This is a genomic window from Paraburkholderia steynii, assembly GCF_900100565.1.
In the GTDB taxonomy this organism is placed as follows: domain Bacteria; phylum Pseudomonadota; class Gammaproteobacteria; order Burkholderiales; family Burkholderiaceae; genus Paraburkholderia; species Paraburkholderia terrae.
On sequence record NZ_FNDI01000035.1, the window covers coordinates 21,312 to 35,909 of the forward strand.

Sequence of the window (14,598 nt, forward strand, 5' to 3'; positions counted from 1 at the left end):
TCGCCCGTGCTGGCCTTGCTTTCGCCCGTGGTCGATGCAACAGCATCAATCAGTTCGTGTTTGTTCATCTTTCAGTCTCCCTTTGGGCAATAACATCCCCGATGCAGCGGGACGGATGCCACCCTACCGCACGTGCGTTGGTCCGGCAACCCTCGAGATGGCTGACGGGGCACCGCTTCGCGCCGAAGGGCCCCTTTCCTGTCGGCAGGTCTTTTGGCGGAGCTGGCTTGCATGTTCGAGCGCCAGACGGTTAGTTGCGCAATGCTCTCATGCGGAGTTGAGTCTGCGGAGTGTTGATGTCCACGCAGAATTGACCCACCGGGGGTGCGGACGAAAACTTGGACTACCTGGAGGTAGTCCATGTACTCGTACGAAGACCGTCTTCGAGCGGTTCGGTTGTACTTAAAGTTGGGCAAGCGCATCAGAGCGACCATTCGACAACTGGGGTACCCGACAAAGAACTCTCTCAAATCCTGGCATCGCGAATACGAACAGAGTCATGATTTACATACTGGCTATGTTCGTTCGCGGCCGAGGTATTCGACCGTACACAAGGAGGCGGCCGTCGATCAGTATCTGGGCCATGGCCGTTGTGCTGCTGCGACCTTGAGGGCGTTGGGATATCCGAGTCGGGGGACCCTCGCCGCCTGGATCGAAGAGCTGCATCCTGAAATCGGAAAACGCATTGTCGGCAGAGCAACTGGCAGCATTCCGAAATCGCCAGCGGTGAAGCAGGCTGCAGTCATTGAACTGTGCACCAGAAAGGAAAGCGCGCGCCTGCTTGCCCAGAAAGCAGGCGTGAGCAGGCCGACGCTTTACAATTGGAAGAACCAGCTACTCGGTCGTGAAGCCCCAGCATCCATGAAACGCCAGAAGAAGCCAGCACCGGACAGTGAGCGTACGAAACTGGAACAGCAGGTCGAATCGCTTCGACGCGACGTCCAGCAACTGCAGCTCGAGCACGACATCCTGAAGAAAGCGAACGAACTGATAAAAAAAGGAATGGGCATCGTCCCGCAACTCCTGAGCAACCGGGAGAAAACGATGCTGGTTGATGCCCTGAAAAACACCTACACGTTGTCAGAGCTGTTAGCCGTATTGGGACTAGCTCGCAGTTCCTACTTCTATCATCGTGCGCGTCTGCTCGTGGCCGACAAGTATGCTGGCGCTCGTCGAGTCATCGCAGACATCTTTGAGGTCAATCACCGCTGTTATGGCTATCGTCGGATACGGGCGGCACTGGGCAGGCAGAAAGTCGTTATCTCGGAGAAAGTGGTGCGACGTTTGATGAGACAGGAAGGGCTGACCGCTGCCACCGCCAGACGACGTCGCTACCGCTCCTACGACGGAGAAATAAGCCCTGCGCCGGAGAAGGTCATCAATCGTGACTTCCGCGCCGGAGCCCCGAACGAGAAGTGGCTCACCGACATTACCGAATTCCAGATCCCCGCCGGCAAGGTGTATCTGTCTCCGTTGATCGACTGCTTCGATGGTCTTGTGGTGAGCTGGACAATCGGCACGCGGCCAGATGCCGAACTTGTGAATACCATGCTCGACGAGGGCATCAAGACGGTAGCCAACAGCAATAAGCGGCCTGTGGTCCACTCTGATCGCGGGGCGCACTATCGCTGGCCCGGGTGGCTCTCACGGATGCGCGATGCCAAGATGGTTCGTTCGATGTCACGCAAAGGATGCTCACCCGATAACGCGGCCTGCGAGGGCTTCTTCGGTCGACTTAAAACGGAGTGGTTTCATCCTCGAGACTGGCGGGCTACGACCGTTGAGCAATTCATTGAGGTACTTGACTCCTACATGCACTGGTATAACGCAAAGCGGATCAAGGTCTCGCTAGGCGCTATCAGCCCGCTCGAATACCGGGAGAGCTTGGGAATGGCAGCATGAACCAGTCCAAGTTTTTAGCCGCACCCCCCTTGGCGCAAGCGGAACAACGGCTTCCGACCGAGATATCCCTGAGACGATCACGATTCCGCATCCGGTTGCCTTGATGGTTCCGCCTGGGCGAACGCATCCAACGCCATCGCATTTGCAGCGAGACGCGATATGGTGGGTAGCAAAACCAATTCTTCTAACGATGCGTGACCGAGTCGACGGGCCCACTCGGTGAATTCCGGCGTGTGCGTATCGCGTACTGGAAGGGCAACAACGTCGTCTTCGCTTTCCAATGCGAAACCGGCTCCAGCAGTGTCGACGAAGAGTTCGACCTGAGCGACTACCTATGGAATGAATGGGCACATTCCTTCGACAGCTGGTTGCCACTGCCGACTTCAGTGTTCGATCCGAAGTGCAGTGATGGTTATCCAAAGCACCGCCTGTCGGGTCTGACGACTCGGAAGGGCAGACGGAGTTCGGAACGCAGCCAGCGCGTACGTTACCGGCACAGGCCCGAGACGAAATGTCGCTGCTGATCGAGCCGCAACTCGCGACATTGATCAATTACCGCCGCTGCGCGGAGTCTACACGATCGTTGTCGGACTATTTGTTGACGTAGCATCCGGAAATCGACATGTGCCTCGCGGACGTCACAGCCATTTCAACTCACCCAGCCGCCTCGAGCGAACTCTCCGCAAGTGTGACGTTAAAGGATACAGTTATACTTGTTGTCGTCACATATCGCTGCTGGGTCATGAAAGGAAAAATCACCGATGGTGAAGCCCGCGATCGGCTGATCATCTGGATGCGCCGTCGAATGGAGGAATTTGGTATTTCAATTGAAGCGCTGTCCGCCTCGATCGAACACGACAAGGCGCAGTCGCCGCTATATCGCGATGCACGAGGCCACGAATGGAACGGGCTCGGTGCCATGCCAGACTGGCTCCTTGCTGCGAAAAACGCCGGCGTCAATCCCGATTTCTTCCGCATCGAAGCATCGCCGAGCGTTGAAACGCTGGCTGTAGAACCGCCTGCTGCTACCCAGGCAGTCGATCCCCGCCAGCTCGATCTTTTCGACCTTGTGTGATCGCCCTACGATCGCAGGGTTCACCTGAAGATTTATCGCCGTCGCAGCGGAACTGTACTAGCCAGGTTCAAGCTTGATCAGTTTCAGGAATCGGCGAACTCGCGCTCCCTGCAAGAAACTGTCTTAATCGTTGTTCCGCGCGGATGAACTTATGCAGTGGAGCGGTCGCGAGTTGCGAGTCATGCAGTGCCAGCAGGCGCTCGAAAACAGGAACAGTATCCTCAGCGAGTACCCATTCACCCGACATATGCGCTAGTTGCAGCGAGGCCTCAACCGCATATTCCGCTGTCTTGAAGCTGTTGGCAGGTTCTATTCCGCAACCGTCCTGCTGGAGAAACCACGCGAGGTAAACGGTGCGCATCAGTTCATTAAACAGATGCTTGTTGCCATGACCGTCGCGGCATGCGACAAGCGCCAGGTGGGAGGACAGTGACTGCTCGCGCGCAGCTGCTTCAGCCATAGGCAGTAACATGGCTTTGGTCAGGTGCTTCTTGGGTCCGGGAGCGTGCGCCCCGCGCCGCTTTGAACTCATTTCGTTTGTCGATGTACGGTGTAACAGCAACATTCTACCGAATTAAGGCCACTGCCCAGCCTGTTGCCGGCTCGCTCTTTTTCCGTGCGAGAATGTACTGCCCGACAAGGTTACCCAATACGAGGCGCGAGTCTCATCGACAACGAGATGAATGGGTCGACTAGGGATCCTGTTGGCGCATCAGAGTAGAAATTCGCTCACCGCAATGCTCCACTTGGCGAAAGAAAAACAGATGACGACGATCAGGTGCTGTCTGCTTTTTCTGATGACGGGCTCCCCGGCGCTTGCCGGCGCGCATTACGTGGAAGTATGGAATCCACCCGAGGCACACGGCAATTTCGGGGCGGCACAACCGGCCCACAAAATCAAAGAGCGACAACCTGTGAGCGTCCGCCCTGTGCAGCGCCGCTTGCATCATCGGGTCGCCGCCGTGGCGCCTGTTCAGAACGCTTCGATCGCGACCGTTGAGCGCCGCGCTCATGAGCCGCGCTATCAGGACATTCCGCGCAAGATGACACCCGAAGGCAATGTGCTTCGTGTGGATGGGCGGAACGCACAGGCGCTAACGAAGGCGACGGCTTGCCGAATGGCTCGCCGCATGTAGTCGATTGCATCGACAAGTGGCGCGGGCGCCGGTAAGCACGGGGGGAGCCGATCGTCGGCCGCTCAGCGATCAGGGCCCCCAAAAAACTCGTGCTCGCTCAGGCGTTGAGAGGGATCCATCCGCTGGTGAAGAATTCGTATAACGTCGATCAGACTGTCGGTCTCTTTGAAAAATAAAACGTGCGTTCCGACCAGCACACTGCGATAACCCGGCCGAACGTGGGACGCGGTCTGGCTCGGCTGAGTGCCATCAGTCAATCCAACGATCGTGTCCTGAATCATGCGGATATAGCGCTCTGCCTGCCTGATCCCCCAGTTTTCTACCGAATAGTCCCAAATATCATCGAGATCCAGCTCGGCCGCCGGCGAAAGAACAAACTCCTTCACGTCGCGGACTTCTTCTTGCGTGCGAGAAACGCGTCGAAGTCAAACGGCCTGGACGGACCCGAGCGCTCGCCTTTCTCCAGCTCGACGCGTAGAGCATCGAGTTTTGCTTCCTGTTCCTCCAGCAAACGCAGGCCAGCCCGAACCACATCGCTTGCCGTGTTGTAGCGACCGGCACGCACGCGATCTTCGACAAACTCGGCGAAGTGGTCGCCGAGCGAAACGGAGGTGTTTTTGCCCATGGTGGCTCCCGTTGATTCTGCGCCTATTATACCAATTTTTGGTAACTCGACGAACCCCTGTCGAGACCCCGTACAATCAGGAAACGGAGGAGGTCCAAGCGAACTGATCTGGGTTCAATTTCCGAGACAGTGTCCCGGAAATCTGGTCAGGCCTTGCATCGCTGGCGACCATGGAGATCTCACCGCAGGCACACGCTGTTGCGACCTGCCTCTCCCGACCTTCTCATGCCCATCGTGACACCCTCTCAATAAACTCACAGCATCAAGGAAACGGCCCGGTGCCGGGCCGGTGCCTGGCTAGTCGACATTCCAGCCCGCGCGAACGTGCTGCTCTCGAAAAAGTCCGATAGTCTCACGGCCCATTCTCGAAATTGCCGTATTTGGAATTGCCCACGCTTTTCTGTTGCTGCCAATCGAGCCAAACCGATCCAGGAAGTCGCCACGCGCGTTTGACGTCCCACTCGGATCGAAGTGGCCAGAGTGATAGCGCACGATTGAAAAATGGTTCGCCTCATACTGGCCGCACTCACGCGCGCCATCGCCGCCGTGGATCAGTCCGGCAAGGCAGAGCACCCGCACCACACGCATTGTCGTTATCCTCACATGCGGATAACGCGGGCAAGTATCTCTTCCTTGATGCCCCCGACGATGATTGAATCCGGATAGGTGAGAAGATCCGGGATCACCGTATGACGCCCTTTCCCGATCGTGTACCGGTCGCGAACAGCATGAAATCCTGGCCGACGTACTTCAGTTGACGCCGCCCTGTTCGTCTCGGGCTCAAACTTATTGATCTCATCCCCAGACCATTCATTGTGCCCATCCTGTGAGCCCGACCCCGCATCCCCTATGCCTCCAGTAACGCCGGTCGAAGGCGCGTCGTCCTGAAGAAGAATAACGGGAGCGCTCAGTTCATCGCGCGGCTGACAAGAACAGACAACTCCTCCGGGCTGGTCGTTTCAAGCTCCTGCCTGCTCTCGAATTCCACCACGTAACCTCGGACACATCCTTCGTCGTCTCTACGAAAGAGGCGAGTTATGAAGTGTCCGCGGAAGCATCCGCATCCGGCCAGGCCGCACCCGCCGTCTGGTGGGCTCATCGCCGACATGCCGTTTACCGGGACCAGCGCACCTTCATCGATCAGTCCATCCTCAGGAACATCGTCAAACTGGATAACTTCTACTTGAGGCATTGCGTGTTCCCGCTTAGGTTCAAGGATCTTGTTCGGAGGAATTGTGATCTTTCGAAACATCACTATATCCAAATGCGACGCAAACGATGTCCCTTCAGGTGGATGAAGTTGCGTTCAGCGTTTCGTCATCGACACTTGTGAGGTGTCGACGAGGTAGCTTTAATCTCGTCGCACATTCCTAAACCACATGACATGGAATGCGAATGAAACTTATCAGGAAAATATGGTCCTATTTCTTCCCATCGGGCGCTGACGAAATCCCGATACTCGGTGTGGCATTAACGGTTTCAGCGTTGAGCTGTGGCTGCTTTATCCTCTGGCTGTGGATCGTACACACGCCAGCCCCGCCGACAACAGCAGGGACAGCACATGCAACCTGTCAGAGTCTTTGCCAACGGACATGTAGCCCAATCGGTGGCTAGCACCTTCGCAATTTCCAGATAAGAGAACTGGGAGACGATCAAGTTACCAGAATCGATCTTGTAGCTTGCTGAGGCTATCATGTTCTAGTGTTTCGAACTGCTCCCTGAATGCGTGAGCCCAATGACAGTCTTTATCCGCTCGTTGCATTGTAAAGACAAGATCTGAGCCACACATGCATTACGCCCATACCAGAGATGGTGTGGGCGCCAAACTTACTCTCGCACAGCCAACGTGAGGGAAAGGCGCCCATGCGTACTCTTAGTCGCCGCGCCTGCGGCACCAGCAAAGAGCGACACGGACAATTGACGGCTTAACCGCGTCTGATCTTCTACCGTGCCTCTGTCCAAACCTTGGACCATTCCCCGACAAGCATCGCGTCCCTTGCCACACGCCTTTACACGAAGTGTTCCGTCTTCTTTCATCATCCACGCTTGGGCCTTTTAAATATAAGGATACGAAAATGAACAATCGACCTAAGAATCTCTGGTGCGTTTTTGCAAACGAATGCAAGGAGTTTGTCTTCGAATGCGTCATGCCTCTCATCATCGTCGCGAAGAAAATATGGCGTTGCCTTCGCAAGTGAGGACGCCGATTCTACGGTTACCGACTTTCCGGAATGAACGTCACCCGATTTGCCACCATCGTCCAAAAGGCGATCAGGATCGACACAAAGTCTGGCGTCACTGCTAGGTCGATACCGCTATCCTGCTCGAGGCACTAAAAGCGTGGCGTAGGCGCCTCTCCGTGGAACTGAAGTACTCGATCTCCCGGCTGCGGCGCAGCGTGAGACAGCCGTAGAAACGCAGGTTTCTTCCTGTTCGCAATCGCAAACGCACGCGCTCGCTGGCGCCAACGCACGAACCTGCATATGCGTTGCATTCGGCTCGTCCGACGTCGATGGTGCGTGTCGGCTTGCGTTTCAGCAGAATCATGTGATCCTGGGTCTGCTCTCCGTTGCATGCCGTAGCGCGACGGCAGCAGAACCCTTATCCACTATCTTGAGGAATGTTTCATGCACAACGATAAACATGACGAGTCTCTGTTCAATTTCGTCCACCCCGAACATGCGCCGCTTCCCCGCCGCGTCAGGATTTTCTGGAATAGCGTGGCCGTTCTCATCTTCTTCGCACCGCCGTTCATGGCCGTGACATCTGGCTTAGGGGTGGTGTTAGGACTCTCTTCACTTCAACAGATATGTCCGGCGTTGGCACACGGCTTTGCTCAGGAAGCCATAGGACTCGTCAAGCTAGGTGCCATTGCGCTTGCCAGTCTGTTCTTGACGATGGACTTTTTCGAACGTCATGAACTTGCCCGCCTCGTCCGTAAAGACATCTACGAAATGATTGAAGAACACGTGATGCCCCTATTCCGCTAGCCTCACTAAAGTCGTCCGCCGACGCGTCGGAAGGAGACGCACACCGGACGCTCGATCCTACCCGGTCGTTGCTTTCCGTGATGCCAGGCGACTGGCATATCGGCGTTTGACCCGGTACCGTGCCGGGTCGGCAATACGCCCGGTAAGATGCGCCCCAAGTCCATTAAGCGCATGTCACATCTCGTCAGGGACAAGTCCTGCGCAGTCGTCGAGACTTGAAGTTCTCGACGACGGATAGCACTCACAGTATGGCATCGCGACGTTCGGTGAGCCGAGTGCTCGCGTACCGTTTAGGCCTTGGCAGCGGCTTTCGCTTTGGTGCGCAGAAACACGAACGAGTAGAGCGCAAAGGATAGGTCCTTATGCGCCAGCACTTCCGACTCATGAATCGTCGCTGGGTTGAGCTTCACCCGCTTGATGGCCAGCTTACCGGCCGCAGAGGCGATAAAGGCACGCATGAAGTCCTTTTGCACCTTACCGTCCGCCTTGTGATACGCCTCACGACCGAGGTCGGCATTCTCGACGGTCTGTGTTTTGCTGCGCTCCTCTGCCGCTGCGGTGCTTGCGGCGACGGCCGCTGTCGCCAGTTGCTTCGCGCTGGACTCCGCCCTCTCCTGCTCCTGCTGCTGTTGCTGTACCGTTAGCATTTTGCGGTCAGCGTCCGATAGCTTGTAGCCATCGGTGATAGCTTTTAGCAGGTAGGCTCCTGGACTCTTCTTGACTTGGCCGGAGTCGACCTTGGTTCGGGTGTATTCGATTGCCTGGAGAATACGCTCATCCGACCACACAGCGCGGTTTTGCGAGATGGTGTTGAACTGCTTTTCGGTGAAGCCGAATTCGTTCTTCAGCGTCGTGTATATCTCTTGCGCGCCAAGCAGGCTCGCTCGAATGGCTCCAGCGGATTCCTTGCGCGTCAGCCTGAAACGAATCCGGTCAATCTTTTTCGACTTCGGGCTCACGGTGCGAGTCTCGTAGCTTAGGTCGATGTCGGAAACTGCGTTAATCTGCTTAACCGCCTTGTCGAGGTTATCGCGTTTGAAATACTTGAATTCGGTTGCAGTCGACGCGGCTTTCCCAGGCCAACCCCGTACCACATCGACTTCGAACCACTCGGTTATGCCTTCTGCCACGTAACCGATGACGTGGTCGTAAATGGCTCGAGCATAGGTAAGCGTGAAGGCAGAGGTGATTCGCAGGCTCAACCAGTGCGACTTCACCGGGTCCTTGATGTGCGGAATGAGCGGCTCAGGAACTGCAAAAGTGATGCGCCCTTTGTCGATACCGACGATACCGATTAGCTGTACGGACACCCACTTTTCGTCGTCCGCGGACGTGCTGCCAGGGGGCGAGGCCGAAACCTGAATCAAGGCTTTTTGAGCCTCGGACACGACCGTTCGCAGGTGCTTGTAGTTGTAGCTGTCATAACGCATTAGCCATCGGAAGTAGCTCAGCTCGACGTCATAGACCTTCGGGGTGGTCGGCTCCTGCGCCACAATGAAGTGCGCTGCGTCCAAGAGTCGCCTGGCTGTAATGCCTACATCGGTGATGTCGATAAAAACGTTGTTACGCTGATAGCCAATCTCCTTCGTCGATTCGTTGATCGGCGTGTCAGTGGCGAGCATCTCCTCGAACAGTTCAAACGACAGCTGGCGCGAGGTTGCGCGTGTCGTGATGTTGTTTGCCATCGAGGATCCTGTCCCTAGTTGCCGGTCGCGCAGACTCTAACACGCGTAGGTGAGATGTCAAAACAAAAAGACTCACCATGAAATGGGGCGTTCCAACAATATTCATCACCCACCATCAGTACGGGTGGATTCAACAAATCTACTCACCTTCCCGCTGCGGGCGATCGTTCTGGTGGGCGGTTGTATGTTTTTCAAAGTCTTTTAAAAACGAAAACCAACGAACCAACAACAGAGAAACTGTAACCCATGTAAAAACAATGGGTTAGTCCCTTGTAGGTGAGCAGTTTTGTGCCTGAAGTGAGGACTTTTGTAGGCCGAAGGTGAGTAGAAATCCTTGGCTAGCGTGAGAAGTTTACCAGCGCCGGGTGAGTGATACTGTGGGCGCGGAGTGACGGTGAGCATTTTTGTTGAATGTTGCTTCCCATCGCGGAGACCCCCACCTGGCGGGGGTTCGCCGCCGAGAACAGCTCGTAATGGGTGAGTTGTTTTGTTGGCGGATGGTGAGTGCTTTTGTGGCACGGCGTAGCTGAGGGTGCTCGATTTATCGGCATGATCAGCACCAAGTCCCGCCGGACGGCCGTTTGCGGCGAGGGCATCTGTGGATAAGGCGATAGCGGGTTGATGATGTGTAACGCTTACGTTATGAGCTGCCGGAAGACTTCCGGCCAGGCTGCGGAGAACTCTCTGGGGCAAAAAGTGCCCGTTGCGCGCCGAGGCGATGTACCCGCGATGTGATGGTGAGAGGAATTGTTGAAAGAACCCGACTGGGCACGTCAACTGGCAGATTTCAACAATTCTTCTCACCCACCTTCACCGCCCCGCTTCGACGTATTTTCAACAATTTCTCTCACCATGAAGTTTTCGTGATGCTTTCGCACGAGTCGACGGTTCTAGCCCTTTCGCCGTGCCGTTCGATCTTTTTTCGTTGTTTTCCAGCGAGTTAGGCCGAGAATTTAAGAAACTAGCTAATGCGAGAGCGATTTTTTTAAAGTTTTCGAGTATTCTACGCTTCGTCCCGATTTCTGGTGAAAGTGTAAAAACCATGTCTAAAGCCGAATTTCCCGCTATCACACGCAAAGTTCCTCTTGCGAAAATCGCTAAATTTGCGAAAAAACTGGACGGGCTGACAGTCGAGTTGCGCGAGCAGATTCTCACGCCGAGGCCGCGAAAGGCACCGCCAAACTTTACGACTGCCGAAGTAGCAGATCTGTGCGGGCTCGACCGAACCAAGCTTCACTACCAAGCGACGCGGGAAGGAAGCACGTTGCCACCGGGCGTTGCGCACGGCACGGGCCGTAGCCGCCTGTTCACCTTGGCCGAGGCGCGCACCTATGTACAACAATTGTCGGAAATCTATCAGTCGCCGCTCGTGACTGGTCGCGAGGCCGACGGCAAGATTGTTCTAGTTGCCAACTTCAAGGGTGGGTCGACGAAGACTACGACGACAATGTGCATCTCTCAAGGGTTGTCGTTGCGCGGACGGAAAGTGCTCGTGGTTGACCTGGACCCGCAGGCCTCCCTATCCGAACTCTGCGGTCTCTATGCCGAGAACGAGGTCGACGAGGACTCGACCGTTCTGCCTTTTATTTATAACGAAGAGATGGAAGGTGGACTGGAGTCTGCCATCAAGGAAACTTATTGGGACGGCCTGGATGTTATTCCCGCGCATCCATCGCTGTTCAGTGCTGAGTTCTTCATCCCCTCGATGCTGAAGACTCGCCCGAGCTATCAGTTTTGGGCAATCCTGCGGAAAGGCCTAGAGCCGCTGCGCAAGAAGTACGACTATATCATTCTGGACACAGCTCCCTCCCTCTCCTACCTCACATTGAATGCGTTGATGGCGGCTGATTCGATGGTGATGCCCTTGGTGCCGGAGAGCCTGGACTTCATTAGCTCGGTATCGTTCTGGGGGCTGTTTTCCGATATTGCCGCGAACTTCATGGAGAAGGAGTCAGACAAGGTCTACGATTTCATCTCCGTGATTCTGTCGAAGGTGGATACAAGCCCGACGTCGTCAGCACCGATCGTTCGCTCGTGGACGCAACGCGCCTACGAAGACTGGCTGACCACGACCGAGATTCCGGCGAGTTCGGTGATGAGCAACGGCGCGCTCGCGCTCTCGACAGTGTTTGACCTCAGCAAATCCGACGGGGTCTCAAAGACGGTGCAGCGTGTACGCCAACCACTGGTTGAATACTGCAGGTGGATTGACAACATGTATGTCGACGAATGGAGTCTCGCACAATGAGCAGCATTCGCGACCGTATGGCTCTACAAACCGCCAACCTCCGGAAGACGTCCTCAATCTCTGACGAGGAGATGGACGCGACCAAGCACGTGGTCGAGAAGCCGAAGACAGGGCCTGGGATGGCAGGCGCCTTGGCAGCCGCACAACTCAAAATTCAAGAGTTGGAAGCGAGTGGCGGCCAGGCAACGATTCCGGTTGCGGAGGTTGTGCCGAATCCGTGGCAACCGCGGCGGGTTTTTGTCGAGGCCGAGCTTTCGGATCTTGCCGAGTCTATTCGCGAAAAGGGGTTGGTTCAGCCGGTGGCGGTGCGGCGCGTTGAGTCCGGCTACCAGCTGGTCGCTGGTGAGCGGCGGTTGCGCGCGCACAAAATCTTGGGCATGGAGCAAATCAAGGCCGTCATAGTTGAGTGCTCCGACGAGGATATGGTTGTTCTCGCGTTGGTAGAGAACATCGGGCGAGCCAACCTAACCGACTATGAAATCGCGATTTCGCTTCGTCGTGCGGAAGCAGAGTTTCCGAATCGAAAGCGACTTGCTGAGTCGCTCGGTATGTCGCGCACTGGGCTGTATCAATTTTTGGCGTTCGACAAGCTGCCCGATTTCATCAAGGAGCAATTGGACTTGCAGCCCGCGTTGCTTGGGTGTAACGCTGCAGAAGAAGTTGTGTCGGCTATCAAAAAGCATGGTGCTGCCGGTTTGGCTGCGGCAAAGGACTTGTGGTCGGATGTTGTCAAAGGAGAAATTCTTCAGGGCCGATATGCTGCCGCAATCGTAGCGCAGGCCACCCGTCAGGGTTCACGAGCGGAGGCCCGCGAGCGGAGCATCGCGAAGTTCTTTTCGGGCAAGGAACAGGCCGGTAGCATTACCAAGGACGTGAACTCGTTCACCGTCAAAATCAAGACCGGATCACTTAGCGAAGCTCAAGAGACTCGAATCCGGCAACTTATCAGTGAGCTGTACAGGGAAGAACCAAGCGCGCAGCAGTAATCGAACTCCCCGGTGAAAAGCCCGCAACTTGCGGGCTTTTTTACGTGTATGCCGAGCATGCACAACAGCTCGGAGGTGAAAGTCGCCTATCAAGCCTGGCGGTGGTAAAGGATTAGCGAAACGCACGAGCATCGTCGTGAGGCGAGGTCTGAAGGACGCGTGTAGCAAAGCCACGACTTCACGAACAGAAACCTGATATGAGACCTACTAGGCCGGACGAGCAAGCACGTGATTGCGAAGTCCATGACCCTCAAGGGTCTGGGTGGTAGATCTGGGGGTGTGTGGTGAAGGCGCTGTGCTTACCTTCGGGAGGCCTGCACGGTGTCCTGGAATCAGGACTGAACAGTTCGCAAGGGTTGTTGATCGTCGGCAGGAGTCAGCAGAAGGCATAGTAGGCGGTGGTTATGCCTGAAGGCCTGAAACGAAAGGAGCGGCGAGTATGCCGGAGAACTCGACATGGGCGCAGCAGAGAACGCATCGCCGTTGTCGCGGGTGTCAGTAGTACCGACACTCCGTACCTGCTTGCGGTCTGACCCGCAACACACGCCTCGCGGGGACATCGAGGTGTCAGTACTACTGACACGCCTCCTGATATCCGCTGAACGGGTCGCCAGAGTGTCAGTAGTACCGACACTCTGGCGACCTATGCTCATGAGGTCTGCAGTTCAGGCGTCGCCTGAAAGAGAACAGGCTGAAACAAGGGACCCCACTGTTTGGGATAGACATTCAGTCTCATGGACGATGCGACGGAAAAACCCGCCAAGCAGCTCGAACGCCAGTGTCAATGGCCTCCAGCAATCCCGCCATCCTGGTGCGGCGCCATCCGTCACTGGCTGTCCTGGTGGGAACCTCGCTGCCCTTGCCGATACGCGTCTCCGCGGCGGCACGCGGGCCGCCGCGGCATCAGGCGCTGACTCGCCCATGCAACGCGCCGGCGGTTGCTTGCTGTCGTGAAAACCTAGCCGGAGAAGCGCGATGGACGCCGTTTACCACCCGTCGTCCCAGGGGAACTGTCCGTCGATAGCAATCTGATTTGAGCGGGGCGGTTGCGCGCAACCTGCGGTCCGGCCGGTCGAGATACGCCGGGCGTAACATGTCCGTTTCCCTTGGCGAGCATTTTGCAGATTTGGCCGATATGTAGGTCCGATCAGCCTATAGGCTCCGCAAGTGATGTCATGCGAGCCGGGCTGCGCCCGCTCGAATAGCACGAGACGCGCGTCTGGGCGGTGCAGAAGCGTTGAAGGTCGACGAGGCGTCGGGAGATCCAGTGGCGTTTCATGACGAGGCGTTCATCGGGCGCATGCGTGTCCGCGCACGGGCGGCGCCGATGGCCGTTAGGGTGCGACAGCTGGCCGAGTCCGATCTCGAGGACTTCCGGCGCTACACGGCTACGCATTGGTCTCCCGGCCAGACCGACCGCTATCACAGCGATTTGATCGCAACTAGAACACGACGGGCCTCATATCGAGAAGGCCGGCCGTACCTGCCTAGTGCGTGGGAGGATTTTTCTGTTTTAGCGTGAGAAGACGGACACCACGCTGGGCGTGATCTAGGTCGCGCAGCGGCGTATGGACGTCGGGTATCACCTCTGCTCCGAATCACGGCGGGCGCGGCCCGGCGCAGAGCAGAATCGTCCTTGTGAATGCGCCGGACATTTCCACGGGGAAGCCTGAAGAAAACCATTCCAACCTCCGTGTTGAACGCCGTGCTCGGCATCCACGGCCGCGATGAAGACGATCGTGGTCGCGCTGCCTGATGCAAAGACGGCGCGCGACCGCGGCTACCAGAAGCGGATCGTGTTCTTCGGGGCGCCGCGCACGCCCGGCGGCTTCATTTACAACATCCGGATCTCGGCGATCTGATGGAGCGCCCGGCGGCGGACGCGACAGGCGAGCTGCAATTGCTCGAGATCGGAGTGGGGACGGACGCGCGCATTCCGCGCGCACCGAAG

General features: G+C 56.5%; 14 protein-coding genes and 1 pseudogene. 7 read left to right on the forward strand and 8 right to left on the reverse strand.

The features are described 5' to 3' along the window. A pseudogene (locus BLT65_RS48175) lies at positions 1–68 on the reverse strand (HU family DNA-binding protein); the annotation flags it as partial. Positions 69–360: 292 nt separating this feature from the next. Between BLT65_RS48175 and BLT65_RS39250 the strand changes: the two are divergent. Continuing rightward, a complete protein-coding gene (locus tag BLT65_RS39250; protein ID WP_091788735.1) occupies positions 361–1,902 on the forward strand; it encodes an IS3 family transposase in 1,542 nt (513 codons plus the stop codon). Positions 1,903–1,979: 77 nt separating this feature from the next. On the opposite strand, the gene BLT65_RS47705 is transcribed toward BLT65_RS39250, so the two are convergent. Continuing rightward, a complete protein-coding gene (locus BLT65_RS47705) occupies positions 1,980–2,183 on the reverse strand; it encodes a hypothetical protein (protein WP_208545872.1) in 204 nt (67 codons plus the stop codon). A gap of 461 nt (positions 2,184–2,644) precedes the next feature. Here BLT65_RS47705 and BLT65_RS39255 point away from each other — a divergent pair, with 461 nt between their 5' ends. Then, positions 2,645–2,977, forward strand: coding sequence for an H-NS family nucleoid-associated regulatory protein (locus BLT65_RS39255; RefSeq protein ID WP_091788738.1), 333 nt, complete (start codon positions 2,645–2,647; stop codon positions 2,975–2,977). Between the two features lie 67 nt (positions 2,978–3,044). On the opposite strand, the gene BLT65_RS39260 is transcribed toward BLT65_RS39255, so the two are convergent. Continuing rightward, complete coding sequence (locus BLT65_RS39260; RefSeq protein WP_091788891.1) at positions 3,045–3,437, reverse strand: hypothetical protein; 393 nt, start codon at positions 3,435–3,437, stop codon at positions 3,045–3,047. 286 nt (positions 3,438–3,723) lie between these two features. On the opposite strand from BLT65_RS39260, the gene BLT65_RS39265 reads away from it, so the two are divergent. Beyond that, positions 3,724–4,113 (forward strand): hypothetical protein, encoded by a 390-nt coding sequence (locus tag BLT65_RS39265; protein ID WP_208545873.1) that lies wholly within the window; start codon positions 3,724–3,726, stop codon positions 4,111–4,113. A 62-nt stretch (positions 4,114–4,175) separates the two neighbouring features. Here BLT65_RS39265 and BLT65_RS39270 read toward each other — a convergent pair whose 3' ends face one another. The 4 genes from BLT65_RS39270 to BLT65_RS39285 all read right to left on the reverse strand — a co-directional run bounded on the left by BLT65_RS39270 (position 4,176) and on the right by BLT65_RS39285 (position 5,930). Next, positions 4,176–4,499 carry a type II toxin-antitoxin system RelE/ParE family toxin gene (locus BLT65_RS39270; RefSeq protein WP_091788741.1) on the reverse strand — a complete coding sequence of 108 codons (324 nt, stop codon included), beginning with the start codon at positions 4,497–4,499 and terminating at the stop codon, positions 4,176–4,178. Continuing rightward, positions 4,496–4,738 carry a type II toxin-antitoxin system ParD family antitoxin gene (locus tag BLT65_RS39275; protein WP_009770832.1) on the reverse strand — a complete coding sequence of 81 codons (243 nt, stop codon included), beginning with the start codon at positions 4,736–4,738 and terminating at the stop codon, positions 4,496–4,498. Before BLT65_RS39275 ends, BLT65_RS39270 begins: the two co-directional genes overlap by 4 nt. A gap of 297 nt (positions 4,739–5,035) precedes the next feature. Continuing rightward, positions 5,036–5,326, reverse strand: a complete 291-nt coding sequence (locus BLT65_RS39280) for a hypothetical protein (protein ID WP_244186952.1) — start codon at positions 5,324–5,326, stop codon at positions 5,036–5,038. A 319-nt stretch (positions 5,327–5,645) separates the two neighbouring features. Beyond that, positions 5,646–5,930 carry a hypothetical protein gene (locus tag BLT65_RS39285; protein ID WP_167306620.1) on the reverse strand — a complete coding sequence of 95 codons (285 nt, stop codon included), beginning with the start codon at positions 5,928–5,930 and terminating at the stop codon, positions 5,646–5,648. Positions 5,931–7,365: 1,435 nt separating this feature from the next. On the opposite strand from BLT65_RS39285, the gene BLT65_RS39290 reads away from it, so the two are divergent. Then, positions 7,366–7,728 (forward strand): hypothetical protein, encoded by a 363-nt coding sequence (locus tag BLT65_RS39290; protein WP_091788747.1) that lies wholly within the window; start codon positions 7,366–7,368, stop codon positions 7,726–7,728. A gap of 290 nt (positions 7,729–8,018) precedes the next feature. Here BLT65_RS39290 and BLT65_RS39295 read toward each other — a convergent pair whose 3' ends face one another. Continuing rightward, positions 8,019–9,413, reverse strand: a complete 1,395-nt coding sequence (locus BLT65_RS39295; RefSeq protein WP_091788751.1) for a replication initiation protein — start codon at positions 9,411–9,413, stop codon at positions 8,019–8,021. 1,042 nt (positions 9,414–10,455) lie between these two features. Between BLT65_RS39295 and BLT65_RS39300 the strand changes: the two genes are divergently transcribed. From BLT65_RS39300 to BLT65_RS48515, 3 genes are all read left to right on the forward strand, one after another. Beyond that, on the forward strand, positions 10,456–11,661 hold the full coding sequence (locus BLT65_RS39300; protein ID WP_091788754.1) for a ParA family protein: 1,206 nt from the start codon (positions 10,456–10,458) through the stop codon (positions 11,659–11,661). Continuing rightward, on the forward strand, positions 11,658–12,647 hold the full coding sequence (locus tag BLT65_RS39305) for a ParB/RepB/Spo0J family partition protein (protein WP_091788757.1): 990 nt from the start codon (positions 11,658–11,660) through the stop codon (positions 12,645–12,647). Before BLT65_RS39300 ends, BLT65_RS39305 begins: the two co-directional genes overlap by 4 nt. A gap of 1,727 nt (positions 12,648–14,374) precedes the next feature. Further along, a complete protein-coding gene (locus BLT65_RS48515) occupies positions 14,375–14,509 on the forward strand; it encodes a hypothetical protein (RefSeq protein ID WP_279634511.1) in 135 nt (44 codons plus the stop codon). The last annotated feature ends 89 nt before the right edge of the window (positions 14,510–14,598 follow it).